The sequence below is a fragment of the Mesorhizobium sp. M0239 genome, from assembly GCF_040321815.1.
Lineage (GTDB): Bacteria > Pseudomonadota > Alphaproteobacteria > Rhizobiales > Rhizobiaceae > Mesorhizobium.
In genome coordinates, this window is sequence record NZ_JAMYSG010000006.1 from 56,736 (window position 1) to 77,437 (window position 20,702).

Consider the following 20,702-nt stretch of genomic DNA (forward strand, 5'->3'; position numbering starts at 1 on the left):
AGGAGGTGACCATGCCAGATCCCAAGAGAATGCCGATCAAAAGACTGCCGATGCTGCCGGCGGAACGGGCGCTGAAAGTGATCGCGGGTCGCTGGAAGGCGGTTATCCTCTACCATCTCTTCGATGGTCCCCGGCGCCTGTCGGCGCTCAAGACGCTGATGCCGGGCATCACCCAGAAAGTGCTGATCCAGCAGCTGCGCGAAATGGAAGAGCACGGCCTGGTCAGCCGTGAAATCTTCGCCGAAGTGCCATCGCGCGTCGAATATTCGGCGACGCGCCTCGGCCTCAGCCTCGAGCCGATCCTGCTGGCGCTCTGCCAATGGGGCCAGCACCACGCCGACGAGTTGAACGAGACGAACCGCCTCGCAGACTGCATCATACGGCCGAGGCAGGCGACGCATGCACAAATGGCATAAATCGAATTGACGGGGCGACGCGGGCTGCCCGTCGCAGGTTGTCGATGTCCACAGAACGGATCGAAAAAATGCGCCGCATAGCTTCGGGCGACCTTTATCAGACCTACGATCTTGGTGACTTGCGCATCACCTCCTTGCGCGATGGCTATGTCGACATGCCGATCGGACGGCTTCGGCAACGCGGCGACAAGCCATTTGGCGATGAATTACCGAAACAAGTCGCGTTGGTTGGTGGTCAACTCAGGCTTTCCGTCAATGCCTTCGCGATTGACGATGGAAACGGGATCATCTTGATCGATACCGGCGCCTCGAACGCCTGGCATCCCACCATGGGCCGACTTCCCGAGGCGCTGGACGAAGCTGGCATCGATGCAGGACGAGTCCATACCGTCTGCTTCACCCACACGCATCTCGACCACATCCATGGTCTTGTGCTTGCCGACGGCCGCGACGCTTTCCCGCGTCTGGCGCGCTTGCTCGTTCCCGGGGAAGAACTCGGCTTTTTTCGCGCCGAAGCGCGGCTCGAACGATTTCACGGCACGGCGGAACCCTTCGAAGCCGGAGACCGTATCGGGACACATGTCGACATTGTCGGCGCTCATGGCCATGAAGCGGGACACAGCTGCTTTCGCGTTTCTGCCGGCGGCGAACGCATTTTGATTTGGGGCGACACCGTTCACGTCCCATCGCTTCAGTTCGATCGACCTGAGCTGACATGGGAATTCGACGCCGATCAGGACCAGGCGCGCGAAAGCCGGTTGCGGTTGCTGGCGCTTGCAGCCGACGATCATTGTTTCGTCGCCGGCGCGCATCTGGATTCGCCCGGTGTCGGCCGCGTCGTCCGATCCGGCGCCAGCTTTCAATTCGAGCCGCTATAATTGAAAAAGGGCGGCGCAAGACGCCGCCCCCGGATCCTTGGGAGGATAATTCGAATTGGCGGTCAGGCCGCCTTGACTTCCTCGGCAACGGCGTCGGCCTGACGCGCCGCCTTGAGCACCTTGGCCCACCACGCAACATCGTTGACCAGCGCGGTGGCGGCCTGGTTCAGATGCTCGAGGTCTTCCAGCTTCTTCTCGCCCTGGCGGACGGCGAGGAAATCGCCCCAGGCGATATGGACGGCCGACTTGACCGGCGCCATCTGCAATTCGACGGCATACAGTCTAAGCTGTTCGACGGCACGCGAGCCGCCGACGCTGCCATAACCGACGAAGCCGGCCGGCTTCTTGTTCCATTCATTGGCGGCGTAGTCGATGGCGTTCTTCAGCACGGCCGTCGGGCCATGATTGTATTCGGCGGCGGTGAAGATGAAGCCGTCGAATTCGGCGACCTTCTTCTGCCAGCGCTGTGCCACTTCGTTCTGCGACGGCGCCCAGGCGGAGGATGCGACCTCGTCGAAGAACGGCAGCGGGAAGTCGCGCAGGTCGACGATCTCGACATCGATGTCGGCGTGCGACTTGGCGATCTTGGCGATCCACTGGGTTGGCACATCGGCGAAACGAGCGGCGCGCGTCGATCCGACGACGATGGCAATTTTGGGTTTGGACATAAGGGCTCTCCTTGCACGAAGTACTGGTATCATTTGGATACCTGCGCTATATGAGATACTGCAAACGCGATGCACAAGAAGGCACTTTTTTGTTACCGAGGCACCCACACCGCACCGAGGACTGCCGCGCCATCTCGGAAATTCTGCAGCGCGTCGGCGACAAATGGACTGTTCTGGTCGTCGGCAAGCTGGGCGACGGACCGATGCGTTTCAATGAATTGCGCGCCGCCGTCGGCGGCATCTCGCAGAAAATGCTGACCACCACCTTGCGCGGCCTGGAGCGTGACGGCTTCGTCACCCGCACCGTGTTTCCAACCATTCCGCCGCGCGTCGATTATGAGCTGACCGAGCTCGGCCACGAGTTGCTGATCCCCGTCAGCGCACTGAGCGAATGGGCGCGCGCGAACACCATGCGCGTCAAGGCGGCGCGCGAAAAATTCGACGGCACGCACGCCTGAAACCCTTGCGCCGCAAGGGATTCAGCCCCGCACGCAACATCCGGCTTGCCTGATCGGAAATTCTATCTCGGCTGCGCGGATCGTTGCCCGAATGCACGCGCCGTTTTGGCAGGCAGATTGCCGCTCATGCCGTCCGCTGACGGCTGCCGCTCAGGCTCCTGACATGCGGACATCGCATCGCGCCGCGGCACAGGTATCACACCGTGCGCCCCGCTCGCCGGGAGCCTTGTCCTCATGCGTGCAGGCAATGCGCGAGATGTCTTCCTTCACCTCCGCGTAGGCAGTCACGCCGAGCAGGCAGGTCGTCGCCACCAGGGCTGCCACGAGCCAACCGTTCAGCAGATGTTGACGCATTGTCTCTCCTCCGATTGCAGCAGGATCAGGCTTGGAGGCAACCATCGGATGTCGCGAAACGGGTCTCCAGGCGGGGCACTGTTACAAATGACCAAGCGTGGGAAAAACGGCTCGCGTCAGCTTTCGGCAGGAACTGCTTTCGGCTTGCCCTCGCCATCCAGCGCCACCATGACGAAATCGGCATGGGTGACCTTTTCCATCAGGTCGGAGAGGTAGCGCTGCGCCCAGGCTTCGACCTTGAGCGTCATCGAGGTGCGGCCGACGCGCTCGACATGGGTGTAGATGCACAGCGTGTCGCCGATCTTCATCGGCTTGGCGAAGGACATTTCCTTGACCGCAGCCGTCACCACGCGGCCCTTGGCGCGCTCGGCGGCACGGATGCCGCAGGCGAGGTCCATCTGCGCCATCACCCAGCCGCCGAAAATGTCGCCGGCCGCATTGGCATCCGAAGGCATGGCCAGAGTGCGCAGCGTCAGATCGCCAAGCGGCCGTCCTTCAGCGTAGTGCACCATGCGAGAAATCCTTCGAGACCGGCTGCCCTCGATCCCGTATCGTCACGGCGCCTGAAGGTCAACGCGCCACGGCATGGCCACGAGACTCCGAACTGACAAAAGACCTGCGACAGCCGGGTCGCGGTGTCGGCAGCCTTTTTGCCGGCAGCTTTTCACGATAGGAATTTTTTCTTGACTCGGTGACCTCAGCTATGGTACATTTTTGCCTATGGTGCTGATTTGCGCCAGTGACCCGCCGCACAGGCGGGTTTTTCGTTTGATGCACCGTCAGCCAACGCCCGGCAAAGGCTCCGTTAACCCGAGTTGGTGGGCTCTGGCATTGCGATGGGTGGAAGACGGCAGTTCGCATCACCCGGCGAAGGTCGATCAGAAATAGCGTCTGAGGTTCGTGCGAATACGATCGAGCACGCTGTCCCCGGAAAGGTCTGGAGAAAATTCCTTGCCGGTGATCGCCTCATAGGCCTGCGCATAGACCCGCGAAGCCTGTTCGACGATCTCGTCGGGTATCTCTGGAATCGGGTCCTTGTAAGGATCGCATCTGGCCGAGACCCAGGAGCGGATGAAATCCTTGTCAAAACTCTCCGGCCGGCTGCCGCTGGCGAGCGCCTGTCCGTAGCTCGATGCGATCCAATACCGGCTGCTGTCCGGGGTGTGGATTTCATCGGCAAGAATGATGGTCCCGTCCTTGTCGGTGCCGAATTCGTACTTCGTGTCGGCGAGGATCAGGCCGCGTTCCGCGGCGCGCTGCTGGCCGCGGGCGAACAGCCGCAAGGCGTAGTCCGATACGGTATCCCACTGCGCCTGCGTGAGAAGACCCTGCTCGAGGATCTCCGCTTTGGACAGAGGTTCGTCATGGCCGCCATGCGCGGCCTTGCTGGTCGGCGTGATGATCGGCTCCGCCAGCTTTTCATTGTCGCGCAGGCCGTCCGGCAGGTGGATGCCATACATGTCGCGGTCACCGCGCTTGTAGCGCGTCAGGATTGAGGTGCTGGTGGTGCCCGCCAGATAGCCGCGCACGACGATCTCGACCGGCAGGATGTCGAGCCTCGTGCCGACGACGACGTTCGGGTCGGGGTATTCGAGAACATGGTTCGGGCAGATGTCGGCGGTTTCCTCGAACCAGTAGCGCGCCGTCTGCGTCAGGATCTCTCCTTTGTACGGGATCGAAGTCAGGATGGTGTCGAAGGCACTGAGGCGGTCGGTGGCGATGATGATGCGCCGGCCATCCGCAAGGTCGTAGTTCTCGCGGACCTTGCCGCTGTAGTGGCCCGGCAGTTCGGGGATGAACGCGTCAGGGAGGGTTCGCATATGATTTCCTGCCTTCCGCAGAGTGGCCAGAGCATGATTCCGAAAAGTTGCAGACTTTCGGAGAAAATCATGCGCCAAAATAATGCCATCGCATAGGCTGTCGAGAAGGTAGATATCAAGCGCGATTGTCGGGCATCCCCGCAAACCCGGCCAGTTCGACGGTCGCTTTTTTCACAACTGATGCCGGATGGCGCGGCGACTTCGGAATGCCGTCGCGTCTAGGCTGCAGCCAATTTTCCGGAGCCGCCCGCATCATCATGCAGACCTATGATTTCATCATCGTCGGCTCCGGCTCGGCCGGCTCGGTCCTGGCCGAAAAACTCTCAGCCTCGGGACGCTTCTCGGTGCTGGTGCTGGAGGCCGGCGGCACCGACCGCCGCTTCTACGTGCAGATGCCGCTCGGCTACGGCAAGACCTTCTTCGATCCTGCCGTCAACTGGAACTACAAGGCCGAGCCGGATCCGGGCCTCGCCGGCAATACCGACCACTGGCCGCGCGGCATGCTGCTCGGCGGTTCAAGCTCGATCAACGCCATGGTCTGGATCAGGGGCGCCCGCGAGGATTTCGATGCCTGGGCCGCCGCCGGCAATCCCGGCTGGGGCTATGACGATCTGCTTCCCGCCTTCAAGGCGCTCGAGGACAACCAGGCCGGTGCCGACACATGGCGCGGCACGGGCGGCCCGCTGCATGTCACCGACTGTTCGGACGCAGTCCATCCGCTGACCAAACGCTATCTCGCCGCCGGCCAGCAGGCCGGCCTGCCGCTCAACCCGGATTTCAACGGCGCCGCCCAGGAAGGCGTCGGCATCTACCAGATCTCGACCCGCAACGGCCGCCGCATGTCGGCGGCGCGCGCTTTCCTGCGCCCGGCGATGAAGCGCGGGAATGTCCGCGTCGAGATGAAGGCGCTGGCGACAAAAATCCTGTTCGAGGGCAAGCGTGCCGTCGGCGTCGAATACCAGCAGAACGGCGGGATGAAGACGGCGCGTGCCGGCCGCGAAATCATCCTGTCGGGCGGTTCGATCAACTCGCCGCAATTGCTGCAACTGTCCGGCGTCGGCCCTTCCGCGCTACTGAAGGGCCTGGGCATTCCCGCCGTCCATGCCAACGAAAATGTCGGCGCGCATCTGCAGGACCATGTCGGCATCAACTACACGTTCAAGGGCCGGCTGCCGACGCTCAACCAGACGCTGCGTCCCTGGTGGGGCAAGCTGCTGGTCGGCATGCAATACATCCTCACCCGCTCCGGCCCACTGTCGCTGTCGATGAACAATGCCGGTGGCTTCTTCCGCACCGACCCGGCGGCGACGCGGCCAAACATGCAGCTCTATTTCCAGGCCTTCTCGACCGTCATTCCCAAAAGCGGCGAGCGCCCGATCCTGACGCCGGACCCATGGCCGGGCTTTTCCATCGGCCTGTCCAACTGCCGCCCGTCGAGCCGTGGCGAGATCATGATCCGCTCGGCCAACCCACGCGACTACCCCAAGATAACGGCCAATGCCTACTCCACCAATGCCGATGTCGAGGAGATGCTGGCGGCGGTGAAATTCGTGCGCAAGATCGCCTCGATGCCCGCCATGGCCGAGATCATCGAGGAAGAGGTGTTGCCCGGCCCGTCGATCACCTCGGACGCCGATCTGGTCCAGGATTTCAGGAAGCGCTCGGGCACCGTCTATCACCCGGTCTCGACCTGCCGCATGGGGCCGGATCCCGCGCGCGCCGTCGTCGATCCGCGTCTCAGGGTGCATGGTCTGGAAGGTTTGCGCGTCATCGATGCCTCGATCTTTCCCGACAACATCACCGGCAACACCAACGCCGCCTCGATCATGACCGGTTGGAAAGGCGCCGAACTGGTTCTGGAGGACCAAGAATGAAGATCACCGACGTCAAGACCTGGGTTGTCGGCAATCCGCCGCCCGGCATCGGCGGCAAGTATTTCATCTTCGTCAAGCTGACCACCGATGGTGGCGTGGTCGGCTATGGCGAGGCCTACAACGCCACCTTCTCGGCCCATGTTACCGCCCGGATGGTCGAGGACATGGCCGAGCGCTATCTCGTCGGCCGCGATCCGCACGACATCGAGAACTTCTTCCGCCGCGCCTATTCCTCGGGTTTCACCCAGCGCCCCGATGTCTCCGGCATGGGCTGCTTCTCGGCGCTGGAGATGGCTTGCTGGGACATTATCGGCAAGGAGGCCGACAAGCCGGTCTACAAATTGCTCGGTGGACAGGTGCACGAGACGCTGCGCTCCTACACCTATCTCTATCCGCACAGCGGCAGCGTCCACTCCGAGGACGCGCACGGCAAGAACGTCTACAACGATCCAGATCTCGCCGCTGCCTGTGCGCTCGAATATGTCGAGCAGGGTTTCAATGCCGTGAAGCTCGACCCGGCCGGCCCCTACACCGCCTTCGACGGCCATCAGCCGCGCCTCGTCGATATCGACCTGTCCACCCGCATGATCAAGGCGATCCGCGAGGCGGTCGGCACCCGCGCCGACATCCTGTTCGGCACGCACGGCCAGTTCACGGCGTCCGGCGCGCTGCGCATGGCGCGCGCCATCGAGCCCTACGATCCCTTGTGGTTCGAGGAGCCGGTGCCGCCCGACATGCCGGAGGTCATGGCCCAAGTGGCCCGCGCGACCTCGATCCCGATCGCCACCGGCGAGCGGCTGACGACCAAGTTCGAGTTCGCCCGCGTCATCGAGAACCGCGCCGCGACCATCCTTCAGCCGGACCTCGGCCGCTCCGGCGGCATTCTCGAAACCAAGAAGATCGCCGCCATGGCCGAGGCCTACCACATCCAGATCGCGCCGCATTGCTATTGCGGACCGATCGTCGGTGCGGCCAACATCCAGCTGGCGGTGACGCTGCCCAACTTCCTCATCCTGGAATCGCTGAAGCAGTGGGACGGTTTCCACGCCACGCTGCTGAAGAAGAAGATCGAGTGGCAGGACGGCAAAATCATCCCCTCAAAGGAGCCCGGCCTCGGCGTCGAGCTCAACGAGGCGGTCTGCGACGCGCACCCCTATACGGGCAAGGACCTGCATCTGCAGATGATGCAGACGCCGTTGATGCCGTGAGCGAAAGCTACGCCTTCATCGGTCTTGGCCACCTCGGCGGCAACCTTGCCGCCAGCCTGATCCGCAACGGCTTTGCCGTCACCGTCTTCGACCGTGATCCCACCGCCGTCGAGCGCCTGGTGGCGCTCGGGACCACAGCGGCAAGCAGCCCCGCCGAGGCCGCCGCACGGGCCGGCAACGCCATCTCCTGCCTGCCCTCTCCGAAGGTCAGCGAAGCCGTGCTGGCGGGCGCCGATGGTCTGCTGGAGGGCCTGCCCACAGGCGGCACCTGGATCGAGATGTCGACCAACGGCCGCGACGAGATTCTCCGCCTCGCGGCCCTCGCCTCGGCCAAAGGCATCGAGACGCTGGAATGCCCGGTCACCGGCGGCGTGCATCTGGCGGCGGCCGGAAAGATCACCGCGCTGGTCGGCGGCGATCCAGCGCTCTATGCGCGCCATCGCCCGGCAATCGAAGCGATGTGCGCGAAATCGTTCTTGATGGGGCCGGTCGGCTCGGCGGCGGTGATCAAGGTGATCACCAACATGCTCGCCTTCGTTCACCTCGTCGCCGCCGGCGAGGCGCTGATGCTGGCCAAGCGAGGCGGGCTCGACCTCGCCCAAGCTTATCACGCCATCGTCGCCTCCTCCGGCAACAGCTTCGTCCACGATACCGAAAGCCAGCTCATTCTCAACGGCTCCTACGATATCGGCTTCACCATGGATCTGGCGCTGAAGGACCTCAGCTTCGCGCTCGCCATGGGCGAACAGTCAGGCGTGCCGCTTGAGCTGGCGTCGCGCGTCAACGCGATTTTTCAGCAAGGCAAGGCCGCCTATGGCGGCGGCGCCTGGTCGACCCAGATCGTCAAACTATTGGAAGATGCCGTCGGCACCGACCTGCGCGCACCTGGTTTCCCGGCCAAGCTCGAACTCTAACGCCGGCTGGATATTAAGCGATTTCAGCGAGTTGGCTGGATCGGCGGATTCATCTGAATCAATCCGTCAACGGCTTGATTCAGTATCTGAGCGTCAACGCACCCGGCAGGATCTCGAAGGTCGCGGGTATGCGTCCCGGCGACTCGCCGTCTATGTCGACCAGCGCGCCGTTCTTCTCGACATCGCCGAGCGGTTCGACCACCACTTTCCTGCCGCGCAAGATGGTGATCGCTGGATGGTTGCGGTGCCGGCCGCCATAGAGCAGCCGGATGTCCCAGATCAGCTTCAGCTTGCCGGCGGCGCGCAGGATGACGATGTCGAACTGCCCGTCGGTCAGTTCCGCATCCGGCGCGATCATCATGCCGCCGCCGAAGAATTTTCCGTTGGCGACCGCCACCAGCGCCATGCGCGCTTCGACGGGCGCGCCGTCGTCGACCGTGATCCTGACGTCCTGGAAGCGGTAGCGGATGAACTCGACCACGGTGCGCCACAGGAAAAGCGCCTTGGCCGACATCCTGCCCTTGCGCTTGTCGGCATTGACGGCGCGGTCAGTGGCGCCGGAAAGCCCCAGGCTGGCGATGTTGATGAAATGCCGGCTGGCCAGCGCGCCGTGATCGTCGATGTAGCAGATGCGCCCGGCATCGACCTTGCGACCCTTGGCTTCGGCCAACCGCTTCAGCACGGCATCCACCTCTTTCGGCAGGCCGAGCCCGCGCGCGAAATCGATGCCGGTGCCGCACGGCAAGAGGCCGAGCTCGGTGGTCCGGCCGCTTTCCTGGAACGCCTGCAGCAGTCCATCGGCCACTTCGCTGGCAGTGCCGTCGCCGCCGGCCGCAATCACCAGGTCGAAGCCAATCATCGCGAGATCGATTGCCAGCCTTTCGGCGTCACCTTCCGCCTGCGTTTCGCGCAGCTCGAATTCGCCAAAATGCTTTTTCAGCGACACGGCGACATCAGGCCAATGCCGTTTCAGCCGGCCCCCACCGGCAATCGGGTTGAGAACCACTCCGACTTTCAAGCAACCCTCCCGCAAGGATCGAGGCGCTCGGCGCCTCGAATCCTTTGCCGGCATTGAAGACTGCACCCGCCCGCAGAGCAAGGCCGAATGTCCGCCGATGACGCCCATCGTGGCGGACAGGAAAATTTCGTTACCCCAGCTTGATCCCCGATAATCCCGTTATCCACAGGCCTCCGGCCATTCCCCAGGACCCTTACCCGGCGTAGGTTAAACCCATCTCAGGCGGCTACCGATCATCAAGCCGAAAGGCGAAGTGAAAGGCGGATTTCCTGAGGCCCGTACGGCCCGAAGCGAGAGCAGGCTTGCCTGTTTCGAGGGACGGAGCCGAGACCTACGGGGCCGCGGAAAGCGTGCCAACGCCGACGGCGGACCGATGCTGCCATGAAGGACGGCAGAAACCTTCGATGGTGCGCAGGGCAAAGCCCGCAAGGGTGGAAACCAGCGTGGTCCCGAACGGACGCTGCTCTCGGGCGGCGGACTGGCAGGACCGTCAAAATCAAGGCCGGCAAGGCGCGACGACTTTACGGAAGTTGCTGCCGCGACCGTGTCCTGATCTGACAGGGAGGCGCTGGGAGAAATCCCGGCGCCGACTGTCTTTTTGCCCTCGATATTTCGCCGGCGATCTCGCGGGCGCCGCTTCACCGCGCGCCAAAATCGGTTAGTATCCCAGCCTCAGAGTCTGTTTTCAGGCGGACTCTTCGAGGGGGATACTTCATGACGCTCATCCAGAAGCTTGCCGTCGCCTATGCCTTCCTGTTCTTCGGCGTCGTCGCCATTGGCTACATACCCGCGTTCAATGACGCTGGCGGCAATCTGTTCGGTCTGTTTTCGCTGCAATGGTATGACGACCTGCTGCACGCCTTCTCCGGCGTCTGGGCGCTGGCCGCCGCCTTCATCTCGCACCGCCAGGCGGTGTTCTATTTCAAGCTGTTCGGTTCGGTCTACCTGTTCGATGGCGTGCTCGGTCTGGTCACCGGTTCCGGCTGCCTCGATGCCGGTATCTTCATCAACGGCTTCCGCTCCCTCAACGATATCGAATTCCCGGCCCGCTTCTTCGCCAACCTGCCGCACCTGGTCATCGGTGGCTTCGCCGTCTATGTCGGCTTCCGGCTGGCCAGGCGCATACACGAACACTTCGCCACGGCCTGATCTGGCATGTTCCTGTTCCGCTGGCTGAAGCGCATCATCAAGACGATCCTGTGGGTGATCGTCATCGTCATCCTCATCCCGATCGCCGGGCTGAGCTACGGCTTCCTGACGACGTCGTCGCTCGACAAGACGCCGCTGCCCGGCATTGCCGACGGCGCCCCGCCCAAGGCGCTGGCCGACAAGGTCCGCGCCGAGATCCCCTTCTACCAGCGGCCGGAGGAATCGACCTTCCTCACCTATCCGGAATGGGCGATCGTCTACGCCGCGCGCGAATATGCCGGCTTCGTCGACAAGGACCAGCCGAGCGGCTTTCCCTACTGGTCCTATGTCGGCCGCTTCTGGCAGGACTACGCCATGGTCATCCGCGCCAGTTCTGCCTACAAGTTCAACTACGCCAACCACCAGATGCTGGTCATCATCGGCACCAGCCACTCGATCGAGCATATCCTGCAGTGGGCCTATGAGAACACGGTCGGCCGCATCACCGAGGCGACGACGGCCAAGCGCACCGCCGCCGACATCTATCAGGCCAAGGTGGCGGCGGACTATGCAGGGTTTCTCGACCAGGTGCCCTGGTATCAGTTCCCCTATGCCGAGAAGCGCGCCGGCCTGTTTGCCGTGCAGCCGGCGCCGGGAGACAGCTCGATCCGGACCAGCGAACGCAAGCTGGCGTTCGGCCTCGCCGACACCATCAAGCAGGGCTATGCCGACCTGATCAAAAAGGCCCTCGCCGCCACGATGGACCCTGCCTTGCTCGACGTCCATGTCTGGGCCAAGGGACCCGTCGGCGAAGCCACCCGCAACGAGCCCGACACCTTGCTCGAACGCGACATGGGCGCTGACGGCACCATCTTCGTCACCAGGCGCTATCAGGTCTTCACCGAAATGGTCCCGCGCCTGATCGACAAGGGCGTCTCCTTCGTCGAGATCGGCGGCAATGACGAGATCATGGTCACCGTGCTCTCCACCGATACGATCGCCGTTCCCGAAGGCATGCGCATCCTGTTCAGCTATCCGCTGCCGGCCGATCAATCCACGCGCCGCACCGGCATGATCGTCGCCGTGCGCAAGCTGCATCTCGTGCTGCCGGCGCTGATCAAGGCCGGCGCCAGGCTTGAACACGTCTACGACTACTGAGGCCTTTCGGCCACGCCCGGCCAGGATTATGCATTTCCTGCGCTCCGCCACGCCCATTCCACAATCGCGGCCAAATCCCGCCTTGTTCGCGCGCGAAGGAATGGGAAGAAATGGATGGGTTGCCGGGGGGCATCTCGAAGGGACAAGACCGTGATCAAGACCGCCCTTGTCGCCATGACCATTGTCGGCTGCGACTGCGACGCCAAGCTTTGCGAATATATCGGCGAGACGCCGGCCAAGTGGTCGACCGTCGCCGAGTGCGAAGCGGCGATGAAGAGCCAGATGCTGCACGAGCGCAATTTCAACTATCCGCTCGTCTCCGGCATTTGCCGCACGAAGGGTTCGTCGTCCTCCTCGCAGCTGGCCGCGACCGCATCGCGCCCGGAACTGAAGCCCGCCAGCCGCGTTGTCAGGACCGAAAGCCCGCTACCGCCTGAATTGAGCCACCGGCCGAGCGTTTCGGTCGGTTCACCGACGACGGCCATGGAAGCCGACGCCGCCCGGCCCGTCGCCTATGAACAGGTGGTCGATGGCGGAACCGGCGTGCTCTATCGCACCAAGAACGGCTACGCCGTGGTCAAGACCGATCTCGGCCGCGCCGCCTCGGCGACCGCCGATGCCGCGAAACGCTCCGTGAACTGGCTGGCCGGCTTAGTGCCAAAGGGGCTGTAGTCCTGCTAGCGTCTCGGTTTGACGACCGCTTAATCAGGCAGGCACATAGGTCAACCTGATTACGTCATCGCCGATCAAATCGCTGGCCACAAAGCGAAGCGGCGGCCGGGGGCCGGCGAAGAATGGCTTGCCATGACCGAGCACGAACGGGTGGAGGTAGAGTTGATATTCATCGATAAGACCAAGGTCGGTCAGGCTTCGTGCCAGGTTTGGTCCGGAAACTGAAATCTCCCCGACGAGCTCAGCCTTAAGCCCACCTATCACCGCCTCGACGTCGTCCCCGACAAGTGTGGCGTTGGGGCCGAGCGACTTCAGAGAGCGCGACACAACCCACTTCGGTTGGCTCCGCCACGCCGCCGCGAATTCGTGCGCCTCCGCGCTCCATTCAGGACTGTCTTCGTCCCAATAACGCATGACCTCGTACATGCCGCGACCGTAAACACTGCCGCTCAAATTGCGCACTTGCTCTATCCAGTGACGAAAGATTGTCGGGCCTGACGGCATTTTCTGGTGGTCGACATAGCCGTCGAGGGACTGGTTCATTCTGAAAATGAGCTTCGCCATGCTGCAGGATCTCCAACATCCGGATCGTCAGAATAACTTGAGCCGCCGTTATGCAAAAGTATGGATTCCCCCCCGAAACCCAAACTGAGAGACGAGCCTAGTCCCGCTGCAGCTTGACTTTCAGGCTCTGCCAGAACTTGTCGATAAGCGGCTTTTCGGTCGCTGCATCCTCGCCGGCAACGCGGGTGATGAACAGCAGCCCCCGATCGGCCAGGCCGAAGCCGACGATCTCGAAATCGGCGGTGTCGGTGCGTGTCTTCACCTCGGCGCGAATCCCGGTCAATTCCTTGCCGTCGGCGAGTTTGCGCGTCGTCGGCTCCTGCGTCAGCTTGGCGCCGGCCTGCACCGATTCCTTGGTCATCTCCTGCAGCATCAGCTGGTTGAGCGACACCGGGTTCATCGTGCCATATTCCTGCACGACGACGATCGTGCCGAGAGCCGACGCCATCAGATACTGCGTGATATCATCGCCGAGATCGGTCTTGGTCACCGAAATGCTGCTGGGGTGAACGAAGGAGAAAACGCTGCCGGAAAAGGTGGCGAAGTCGTTGCGCTCGAGCGTCACCTTGCTGTGCTTACCGCCGGGTAGCGTCACATCAGTGCTCTCGCCGGGATCGATATCGATCGTTACCCCGTCGATGGTCAGCTTGAAGGCTTTGAGATCCTCGCCCCCGGCCGGTCCAGCGCACAGCGCGATGAGGGTGAATGCCGCCGCCGATACCATGCGCATGGCTGTTCTCCTGCTTCTTATGCCACCCCGCTCAGCGCCTTGATGGCACGGTAGAAGGTCGAGGAAAACAGTTCCGTAGGGTCATACTGCCGCTTCGCCGCCAGGAAGGCCGGCAGTTCGGGATAGGAGGCCAGCAATTCCCTGGCCGTATAATGCAGCTGGTAAGGCAGGAAGAAGCGCCCGCCATGCTTGATCGTCACGTCGATCAGCGCCCGCGTCAGCGCGCGCATCCTGGCATTGCCGTCGGCATCGGTCGGCTGGTTGATGTAGAGCACTAGCGAATAGGCTGGCTCCGGCGCGTAGGTCAGCGCCACATCCTCCTTATGGACAATGCGCACCGAAGCATTGAGCACCGGCAGCGTCTGGTTGCGCAGGATCTCGCGCGCTTCCGCGATGAATTCGACATAGGCGGCACGTGGAATAAAATATTCGTGCAGGATGTCGGTCTCTTCTATTTGATCGTTGAAGAGATAGGGCACCGAATCGTGCATCGGGTTGTTGCGGGTGACGAGACAGGCCTCGCCCTCGGCCATGGCCGAAGTACGCGCCACCGTGCAGCTTTCGAATTTCGGCTCCAGCGTCTTTTCGGTGAACCACTTCAACTCCTGGAACAGGCTGCCCCATTTCGCCAGGTTGATGATCACCCGCTTCAACCCGACTGAACCCGGCTCGCCGATCTCAGGCTGATCCGCCGGCGGCTGCTCCGCCACCTTGTCGTAACGGTAGACGATCATGTCCTCGAGGAAATTGCCCGGCGCCGTCGACAGATGGCCGTAGAACAGGCCGATATTCTTGTTCGGCTCCAGCACCTCGGCGAAGAATTTCGGAAAATCGTCCGATCTGATGATTTCGCGCGAGGTCCGGTAGACGGCGTTGTCGACGATATCGAGCGTCGCCTCCAGCACCACGCCGAACAGGCCGTAGCCGCCGACGACGTGGCGGAACAGATCGGTGTTCTCGGTGGGCGAGCAGGTCGTCACCGAGCCGTCAGCCAGCATCACCCGCATCGAGCGGATCGAGCCCGCCACCGAACCCGCCTGGTGGTCCATACCGTGCGCATTGACCGACAGCGAGCCGCCGACCGAGAAGATGTCGGTCGACTGCATCGCCTTCACCGCAAAGTGTGGATGCAGGAGGTTCTGAATGTCGTGCCAGCATGCGCCCGGCTGCAGCGTCATGGTCTTCGCCGCCGCGTCGACCGTCACCTTGTTGAACTTTCTGAGGTCGAGCACCAGCGCGTTGTCGTCGAAGGCATGCCCGCCCATCGAATGGCGGATGGCGGCAAGCGAGACCTTCAAGCCATTGGCGCGCGCGAAGGCCAGCGCATTGGCGATGTGCTCGTCCTCGCTGACCTCGACGACGCCGTAGACCGGCGTCATCGACAGGCCGCTGGCATCGTTGATGTCGCCGCCTTTTGCCGACCAGGGCAGCGACGCATCGAAGGCCGGCGCATTGTCCAGCGGCTTCAAAGGCAACGCGAAGCCGTCAATATCGGCTATCCGTCCGGCGTTCTTCGGCCCCGAAGGCGCGCGCGCCAGCCGCGCCACCGTGTTGCCGCCCCACAGCACCGCGCCACCTAGGACAGCCGCACCCAGCAGCAATCGCCGCGACGGGCGAAACCCTTTTTGTTTGTCGGCCATGAATATCCCCCGTTGGCCAAGGGATAGCGCGGCTTTTTGGCAAAAACCATAGCGATGCCGCCGGACAGCGTTCCGCCGGCCGGCCCTGGAGCCCAGCCGGAAGACCTGATCCAGGTCGCCCGGCATCGAGAGCCGAGGCATGAAAATGGCCGATCCCCGGAGGGACCGGCCATGAGTGCAACAGGGTTGAAAAATCCGGTCAGCAGGTCTGCCGACGCACGATGCTCTCGCCTTACGAGGCCTTCTTGATCGACGTCACGATGCCGGTCTTGTCATCGACAGTCACCGCCACCTTGGCGCCGACCTTCAATTTCCCGATCGCCGCTTCCGGCGACAGCTGGTAGATCTTGCCGTCGTCAAGGGTGATCGACTTGGTCGTCGGGTCGACGGCCTGGATCGTGCCCTGAACGGTCGCGGCATAGGCCGTGCCGAGGAAGGCGAGCAGAGCGGCGGTGGTTGCGAGGGTCTTCTTCATGGGGTGCACTCCGTGCTGTTTCACTTTTCCGGGCCGCCTTGGGAAACGACAGCACCGGACGGCCTTAAACTGGAACGGAAGCGCTCGCTCCGCAAATCACGTTGGGTGAATTTTTGCAAACAATATCATAGGCTTAATTCCGACACATTGTCTGCGACCGAGATCATTTCAGGCCGCTTCGGCTCCCCCAATGAGCGGACTTCTGTCCGCGAAAAGAGTCGTTTAGCCGGATTGTGGCGGGCGGTTTCGATCACGGCGCGGCCGCCGCAATCCGTCTCAAGCGGCATCACGAAACAGACTGCCGACCGGTCATCGATACACATTTTGTTTCATGGATCAGCTCAACTCGCCGCTCCGAAGTGGATGAAACTCGCGCTCCGGTTGCAAATCGGGAACGGATGCAGGATGGTGCGCCGTTACGATGAAAGGGGGCCTTCCATGAAACTTGCAGTCCGGACCGCGATGTCCCTGATGCTGGCGCTTGCGCCGGGGTCCGCCTGTGCGCAAGGCGCGGATCCGGGCGATGACAAGACGATTATGTTTACCGAGGACGATCCCGAGATGGCGGCAGCGACAGCGCAGGCGCTCGCCAGCCTGGATGAATTCCTGGCACTGTCCGAGGCTCCTTCCTCCGACACCGACAGGTTCAAATTGAAGGTCAAGGTGCGCGACGGCAACGTCAGCGAGCACTTCTGGGTCATCCCGTTCCGCCGCACTGAAACAGGCTTTGTCGGCATATTGGCGAACCAGCCGGAGCAAGTGCGTAATGTGGTCCTCGGGCAGAATATAGAATTCACCCGAAACGATATTTCCGACTGGGGCTATATGCGCGCCGGCCATCAGGTCGGCAGCTTCACCGTCTGCGTTATGTTCAACAAAATGTCGAAAGAGGAGGCGGACACCATGCGCGACCAATACGGCTTTGACTGCTGACAGCGAGGCCCAACTAATCGATCTCGTCCTTCGCGCCGATCTTGCGCACAAGTGCCGCCGTCGCCAGCATCGCGCCCATGTCCGATATCATCGGCGCGACATGCGTGATGTAGTCGAGCGGCACCGAAATATCCGGCAACTCGAAGAAGTTCTTCGTCTGCGGCAACAGCAGGAACCCATCGCTGCCATTGAGCGCGACACGGGCCGGATCGTCCGGCCAGGTTTCGCCAAGCCATTTCAGCGCCTGCGCCAGCCGGCCGCTCACCAGTGGCTGTGCCGCCCCGAGATTGTCGGTGCGGAACTCGTACGCGGCGTCGAGCGCCACGTCGCCACTGGACAGCTCCTGCAGCTTGCTGGCGAATATGCCGCGAAAGAAGCTGATGACCGCGTTGGTCCGGCGCGTCGCCACCAATATGCCGGGGAACGGCGCGATGGTTTCGAAGGCGACGATGACGCCCTGAAAGGCCGTCGACGAGCCCTTGCCCGACCCTTCCCGCAGATGCGCCTCGTAGAGCTCGAACGGAAACCCTTCGTAGCGGCCCGCGACGATATCATCGAACGCCTGCCGGTTGAACGGACCAACCGCCGTGCGCGGCAATCGGTCGAAGGAATTCGGCGTCACGCCATGCTGGTAGCGCATGTCGGCGATGAAGCCGAAGATGATCGGCAACAGCGTCTCGCGGAACGATTGCTGCAGCCGCGTCGCCGGTTTCCTGGCCTGGAAATAGAGCAGGATCGAAGCCGCGAAGCCGATGACATACAGGAACACATGCGGCGTCGAGACCCATTGCTCGTTGGGGTCGGCGACCTTGTTGAACAGCCAGGCGACCAGCACCACGGCCACCAGCACCAGGCCGACGAACACCGGCACCCGCCAGCGCACCTGCCTGACCGCCGACGCCCTCGCCGCTTCATAGGCCGCGATGTCTTTCCGGATGCCGGCGATGACCGTTTCGCTCGGCATGAAATCCGCTGTTTCCACCGCTATCCCCCGCAATCCTGCCTCTGCGGGAGCATGATAGTCGGTTTTGCAGGGGCCGCCAGACGTTTAAGCGGGTACGCCTTGATCGGTTGGTGGAGAAGGGAAGATCGCTTTCAGTCGCCCCTCGACCTTGTCACGCACTCGGCCCCCCAAAGCCTCCACCAACACCAGCCGCTCATGGTCGCCGGCGCGCAGGCGCATGAAGGGATGCAGCCGGTAAGACGCGATCGTGCCGCGCGTACCGGCATCGGCACTGACATCGACAGTGAGGATAGAACCGATGCGACCCGGCCATGGCTGGCGGGCGAAGGCGGTGCCGAGGAAATCGCCAAGTCCATAAGCTACCACCGTCTTGTCGATCCTTTCCACCGGCTGCACGACATGGGCGTGATGGCCGGCGATCAGTCCGACGCCCTGCCCGGACAGCCGCCTGGCCAGCGCCCGCGTCTCGGCACGCGGAAAATGCCGGAACTCCCAGTCCCAATGCGGCACGGCGCAGAGAAGATCCAAGCCAGCGCGCGGCCAGCCCGCCGGATCGCTGTCCATCGAAACGCGCCCCGCAAACAGTTTTTCATCGGCGTTGCGCCACAGCGTGAATGCGGCGAAGCCGATATCAAGCGGTCCGACCTGGACAGGCACCACCGGGCCATTGGCGGCCAGGCCGACCGTGCGGATGCCGAGCCGCTGCAACGCCGCCACCGTCTCGTCGAAACCGGCGACGCCCTGATCCAGCACATGGTTGTTGGCCAGCGACAGCACGAGCCTTTCTCGCGCAATACCAACCGCCGCCAGCGCCTCGGCCAGAAACAACTCGCTCATCGCATGATGCGTGCCGAGCCTTGTGCCCAGCGCCGCGCTTGGTCTGTCCACCACGGGGCTTTCGCAATTGCCGATCACCAGATCGGCAGCGCCGAGCAGCGCCTTGATCGCCGGATCGCAATCCGGCGCGCTGCGGTTGGCCACCGCCGAGATGTCCCCGACAAAGGCAAGCCGCATTGTCTGCCTCGGCGGCGGATCCATAAGCGTCCCAGCCATCAGCGCAAAGTCTTGCACGTCGCCGGCCAGAGACGGCTTCAAGAAACGCGGCAGCCAGGACAGTTTGTAGGAAAACGGATAATTCGACACGCGATGCCCAATTGTTTGCCCTGTGTAGACCGTCCGGCGGGCGGGTTGAAGCGCAGCGCTGCAAATGGTGTATATCTGCGCTGCGCGACAAATATTGGGGGAAAAGATGACACGACTGGCAGGCCTGCTGACCGCTTTCATTTTGCTCCTGCCGCTGTCTTCCGCGTCGGCGGCAATGCCCGAAGCGGCTACCCGACTGTTCGAGGCGAAGAGCGTGGCCGCGCGCGACGCTGCCCTGTCGATGCTGGAGGCCGCCGCGCCAAACGACCCGGCATCCGCCTATGCGGCCGGGGCGGGCGAGTTCTTCACCGCATTGGAGATCCTGGCCACCGGCCTGCACCGCCATGGTTTCGAAAGCCCGCAGTCCTTCATGCTGCCACTGATGCGGTTGCCGGTGCCCGACAATCCCAATCCCGAGCCGCTGACTTACGAGCAGTTCCGCGCCATCCTGGTCGGCTTCCGCGACCGGCTGGAAAAATCCGCGGCGACGTTTGCGTCGGTGCCGGCGAACGCCGATATCGGCATGGCGATCGATCTCACCCGTGCGGGCATAGACCTCAACGAGGACGGCACCATCGCTCCGGACGAGAGCATGGCGGCGATCATCGCCGCGTTGTCCCGTGGCGGCATTACATCGGACGACGCCGTCCCCACGCTCACCTTCCGTTTCGACCGCGCCGACGGGTACTGGCTGCAGGGCTATGCCGAGTTCCTGATGGCCCAGGCCGATTTCTGGCTGGCGCATGATTTCAGGAGCACCTTCGACGGCTCGTTCCACATGCTGTTCCCGCGCGCCAAGCTGCCGTTGCAGGATATTCTGGTGCCGCCGGCCGGCGACATGGGCTCGAGCATCTTCTCGTCGGAATGGCGCATCGCCGATTTCATCTCGATGGTGCATCTCATCAACTGGCCGGTGGTCGAACCGGAGCGCCGGCAAGCGGCGCGCCGCCACCTGCTGGAAATGATCCGGCTGTCGCGCGAGGACTGGAAGGCGATCCGCGCCGAGACCGACAATGACCGCGAATGGCTGCCTGGACCGCAGCAGAAGGGCGAGAACCCGCTCACCGGCCTCGAAGTCGGCGAGGAGCAGGTTCAGGCCTGGCTCGCCGCCCTGACCATGGCCGAAGATCTCCTGGAGGGCCGCAAGTTGCTGCCGCATTTCCGCGTCACCGCCGGCACGGGCCTTGGCATCAACATGAAGCGCTTCTTCGATGACCCGAAAAACTTCGATCTGGTGCTGTCGATCACCGGCCCGGCCATCGCGCCCTACCTCGAAAGCGGCGAGCTCGTCACCAGCAGCGATTTCGACCAGATCCAGCGCCAGTTCGGCGGCGGCGGGTTTCTGACCTTTGCGCTCTGGTTCAACTGAGGGCGGGATGTTGAGGCTCTTCCGCAGGGGAAATCTTGGCAAGACCGGCAACATTTTTACTGGAAACAGGCGCCTTTCCCAAGCGATGTCTGCTGGCAGTCACCTCACTGCAGATGCCGCGCGAAGGCGCTTCGCAAAAATTAGCAGCGGCTGTTTTGCTTGACTCGGCCGCCAAAAACAGGCAGCAAAACCAGGTCGGAAGGGCGACAACACCACTTTCCTGGCCGTGGACGAAGGCTGATTTGGCCAAAATCCACATCTCGTCGTTGGTTTTGAGAGGAATTGATTAACCAACTTTGTCCATATTTTGAAGCAATT

At 62.7% G+C, this 20,702-nt stretch carries 23 protein-coding genes; 12 read left to right on the plus strand and 11 right to left on the minus strand.

Translation table 11 applies throughout. From position 1 onward, the window contains the following. Nucleotides 1-11 precede the first annotated feature (11 nt). Together NKI99_RS07515 and NKI99_RS07520 are read left to right on the plus strand one after the other, a co-directional pair. The gene (locus NKI99_RS07515; protein WP_023809761.1) at nucleotides 12-416 is read left to right on the plus strand and encodes a winged helix-turn-helix transcriptional regulator; all 405 of its coding nucleotides are present in this window, start codon (nucleotides 12-14) and stop codon (nucleotides 414-416) included. Beyond that, on the plus strand, nucleotides 320-1,294 hold the full coding sequence (locus NKI99_RS07520; protein WP_352610448.1) for an MBL fold metallo-hydrolase: 975 nt from the start codon (nucleotides 320-322) through the stop codon (nucleotides 1,292-1,294). The genes NKI99_RS07515 and NKI99_RS07520 overlap by 97 nt, the downstream gene beginning before the upstream one ends. A 62-nt stretch (nucleotides 1,295-1,356) precedes the next feature. On the opposite strand, the gene NKI99_RS07525 is transcribed toward NKI99_RS07520, so the two are convergent. Next, nucleotides 1,357-1,962 (minus strand): NADPH-dependent FMN reductase, encoded by a 606-nt coding sequence (locus NKI99_RS07525; protein ID WP_023809763.1) that lies wholly within the window; start codon nucleotides 1,960-1,962, stop codon nucleotides 1,357-1,359. 89 nt (nucleotides 1,963-2,051) lie between these two features. Between NKI99_RS07525 and NKI99_RS07530 the strand changes: the two genes are divergently transcribed. Continuing rightward, nucleotides 2,052-2,420 (plus strand): winged helix-turn-helix transcriptional regulator, encoded by a 369-nt coding sequence (locus tag NKI99_RS07530; protein WP_164780174.1) that lies wholly within the window; start codon nucleotides 2,052-2,054, stop codon nucleotides 2,418-2,420. A gap of 150 nt (nucleotides 2,421-2,570) precedes the next feature. On the opposite strand, the gene NKI99_RS07535 is transcribed toward NKI99_RS07530, so the two are convergent. The 3 genes from NKI99_RS07535 to NKI99_RS07545 form a co-directional block, all read right to left on the minus strand. Continuing rightward, complete coding sequence (locus tag NKI99_RS07535; protein ID WP_352555037.1) at nucleotides 2,571-2,774, minus strand: hypothetical protein; 204 nt, start codon at nucleotides 2,772-2,774, stop codon at nucleotides 2,571-2,573. Nucleotides 2,775-2,890: 116 nt separating this feature from the next. Further along, entirely contained in the window at nucleotides 2,891-3,286 is a 396-nt protein-coding gene (locus NKI99_RS07540; protein WP_023809765.1) for an acyl-CoA thioesterase, read from the minus strand. 366 nt (nucleotides 3,287-3,652) lie between these two features. Beyond that, the gene (locus NKI99_RS07545) at nucleotides 3,653-4,594 is read right to left on the minus strand and encodes a phosphoribosylaminoimidazolesuccinocarboxamide synthase (protein ID WP_352610450.1); all 942 of its coding nucleotides are present in this window, start codon (nucleotides 4,592-4,594) and stop codon (nucleotides 3,653-3,655) included. Between the two features lie 257 nt (nucleotides 4,595-4,851). Between NKI99_RS07545 and NKI99_RS07550 the strand changes: the two genes are divergently transcribed. The 3 genes from NKI99_RS07550 to NKI99_RS07560 are packed head-to-tail and all read left to right on the plus strand — an operon-like array spanning nucleotide 4,852 to nucleotide 8,590. Next, nucleotides 4,852-6,468, plus strand: coding sequence for a GMC family oxidoreductase (locus tag NKI99_RS07550; RefSeq protein ID WP_352610540.1), 1,617 nt, complete (start codon nucleotides 4,852-4,854; stop codon nucleotides 6,466-6,468). Further along, nucleotides 6,465-7,676, plus strand: a complete 1,212-nt coding sequence (locus NKI99_RS07555; protein ID WP_023809769.1) for a mandelate racemase/muconate lactonizing enzyme family protein — start codon at nucleotides 6,465-6,467, stop codon at nucleotides 7,674-7,676. Before NKI99_RS07550 ends, NKI99_RS07555 begins: the two co-directional genes overlap by 4 nt. Beyond that, nucleotides 7,673-8,590, plus strand: a complete 918-nt coding sequence (locus tag NKI99_RS07560; protein WP_023809770.1) for an NAD(P)-dependent oxidoreductase — start codon at nucleotides 7,673-7,675, stop codon at nucleotides 8,588-8,590. Before NKI99_RS07555 ends, NKI99_RS07560 begins: the two co-directional genes overlap by 4 nt. Before the next feature lie 79 nt (nucleotides 8,591-8,669). On the opposite strand, the gene NKI99_RS07565 is transcribed toward NKI99_RS07560, so the two are convergent. Beyond that, nucleotides 8,670-9,608, minus strand: coding sequence for a diacylglycerol/lipid kinase family protein (locus tag NKI99_RS07565; RefSeq protein WP_023809771.1), 939 nt, complete (start codon nucleotides 9,606-9,608; stop codon nucleotides 8,670-8,672). Between the two features lie 714 nt (nucleotides 9,609-10,322). On the opposite strand from NKI99_RS07565, the gene NKI99_RS07570 reads away from it, so the two are divergent. The 3 genes from NKI99_RS07570 to NKI99_RS07580 all read left to right on the plus strand — a co-directional run bounded on the left by NKI99_RS07570 (nucleotide 10,323) and on the right by NKI99_RS07580 (nucleotide 12,566). Continuing rightward, nucleotides 10,323-10,757, plus strand: a complete 435-nt coding sequence (locus tag NKI99_RS07570; protein ID WP_127294990.1) for a hypothetical protein — start codon at nucleotides 10,323-10,325, stop codon at nucleotides 10,755-10,757. 6 nt (nucleotides 10,758-10,763) lie between these two features. After that, nucleotides 10,764-11,894 (plus strand): hypothetical protein, encoded by a 1,131-nt coding sequence (locus NKI99_RS07575; RefSeq protein ID WP_023809773.1) that lies wholly within the window; start codon nucleotides 10,764-10,766, stop codon nucleotides 11,892-11,894. Nucleotides 11,895-12,044: 150 nt separating this feature from the next. Then, on the plus strand, nucleotides 12,045-12,566 hold the full coding sequence (locus NKI99_RS07580; protein WP_023809774.1) for a hypothetical protein: 522 nt from the start codon (nucleotides 12,045-12,047) through the stop codon (nucleotides 12,564-12,566). A gap of 33 nt (nucleotides 12,567-12,599) precedes the next feature. Here NKI99_RS07580 and NKI99_RS07585 read toward each other — a convergent pair whose 3' ends face one another. The 4 genes from NKI99_RS07585 to NKI99_RS07600 form a co-directional block, all read right to left on the minus strand. Then, nucleotides 12,600-13,130 carry a dihydrofolate reductase family protein gene (locus tag NKI99_RS07585; protein WP_352610452.1) on the minus strand — a complete coding sequence of 177 codons (531 nt, stop codon included), beginning with the start codon at nucleotides 13,128-13,130 and terminating at the stop codon, nucleotides 12,600-12,602. A gap of 97 nt (nucleotides 13,131-13,227) precedes the next feature. After that, the gene (locus NKI99_RS07590; RefSeq protein WP_352610454.1) at nucleotides 13,228-13,860 is read right to left on the minus strand and encodes a hypothetical protein; all 633 of its coding nucleotides are present in this window, start codon (nucleotides 13,858-13,860) and stop codon (nucleotides 13,228-13,230) included. 17 nt (nucleotides 13,861-13,877) lie between these two features. Then, on the minus strand, nucleotides 13,878-15,500 hold the full coding sequence (locus NKI99_RS07595; protein ID WP_352610457.1) for an FAD-binding oxidoreductase: 1,623 nt from the start codon (nucleotides 15,498-15,500) through the stop codon (nucleotides 13,878-13,880). 232 nt (nucleotides 15,501-15,732) lie between these two features. Continuing rightward, on the minus strand, nucleotides 15,733-15,975 hold the full coding sequence (locus NKI99_RS07600; RefSeq protein ID WP_352610459.1) for a DUF1344 domain-containing protein: 243 nt from the start codon (nucleotides 15,973-15,975) through the stop codon (nucleotides 15,733-15,735). A gap of 12 nt (nucleotides 15,976-15,987) precedes the next feature. On the opposite strand from NKI99_RS07600, the gene NKI99_RS07605 reads away from it, so the two are divergent. Beyond that, entirely contained in the window at nucleotides 15,988-16,908 is a 921-nt protein-coding gene (locus tag NKI99_RS07605) for a YegJ family protein (protein WP_352440385.1), read from the plus strand. A 13-nt stretch (nucleotides 16,909-16,921) separates the two neighbouring features. Here NKI99_RS07605 and NKI99_RS07610 read toward each other — a convergent pair whose 3' ends face one another. Together NKI99_RS07610 and NKI99_RS07615 are read right to left on the minus strand one after the other, a co-directional pair. Beyond that, nucleotides 16,922-17,872 carry a hypothetical protein gene (locus NKI99_RS07610; protein WP_352610461.1) on the minus strand — a complete coding sequence of 317 codons (951 nt, stop codon included), beginning with the start codon at nucleotides 17,870-17,872 and terminating at the stop codon, nucleotides 16,922-16,924. Nucleotides 17,873-17,956: 84 nt separating this feature from the next. Further along, complete coding sequence (locus NKI99_RS07615; RefSeq protein ID WP_352610462.1) at nucleotides 17,957-19,015, minus strand: CapA family protein; 1,059 nt, start codon at nucleotides 19,013-19,015, stop codon at nucleotides 17,957-17,959. Between the two features lie 106 nt (nucleotides 19,016-19,121). Here NKI99_RS07615 and NKI99_RS07620 point away from each other — a divergent pair, with 106 nt between their 5' ends. Both NKI99_RS07620 and NKI99_RS07625 read left to right on the plus strand, forming a co-directional pair. Next, nucleotides 19,122-20,384, plus strand: a complete 1,263-nt coding sequence (locus tag NKI99_RS07620) for a hypothetical protein (RefSeq protein ID WP_023809781.1) — start codon at nucleotides 19,122-19,124, stop codon at nucleotides 20,382-20,384. A gap of 35 nt (nucleotides 20,385-20,419) precedes the next feature. Next, entirely contained in the window at nucleotides 20,420-20,674 is a 255-nt protein-coding gene (locus tag NKI99_RS07625) for a hypothetical protein (RefSeq protein WP_155930561.1), read from the plus strand. Nucleotides 20,675-20,702 lie beyond the last annotated feature (28 nt).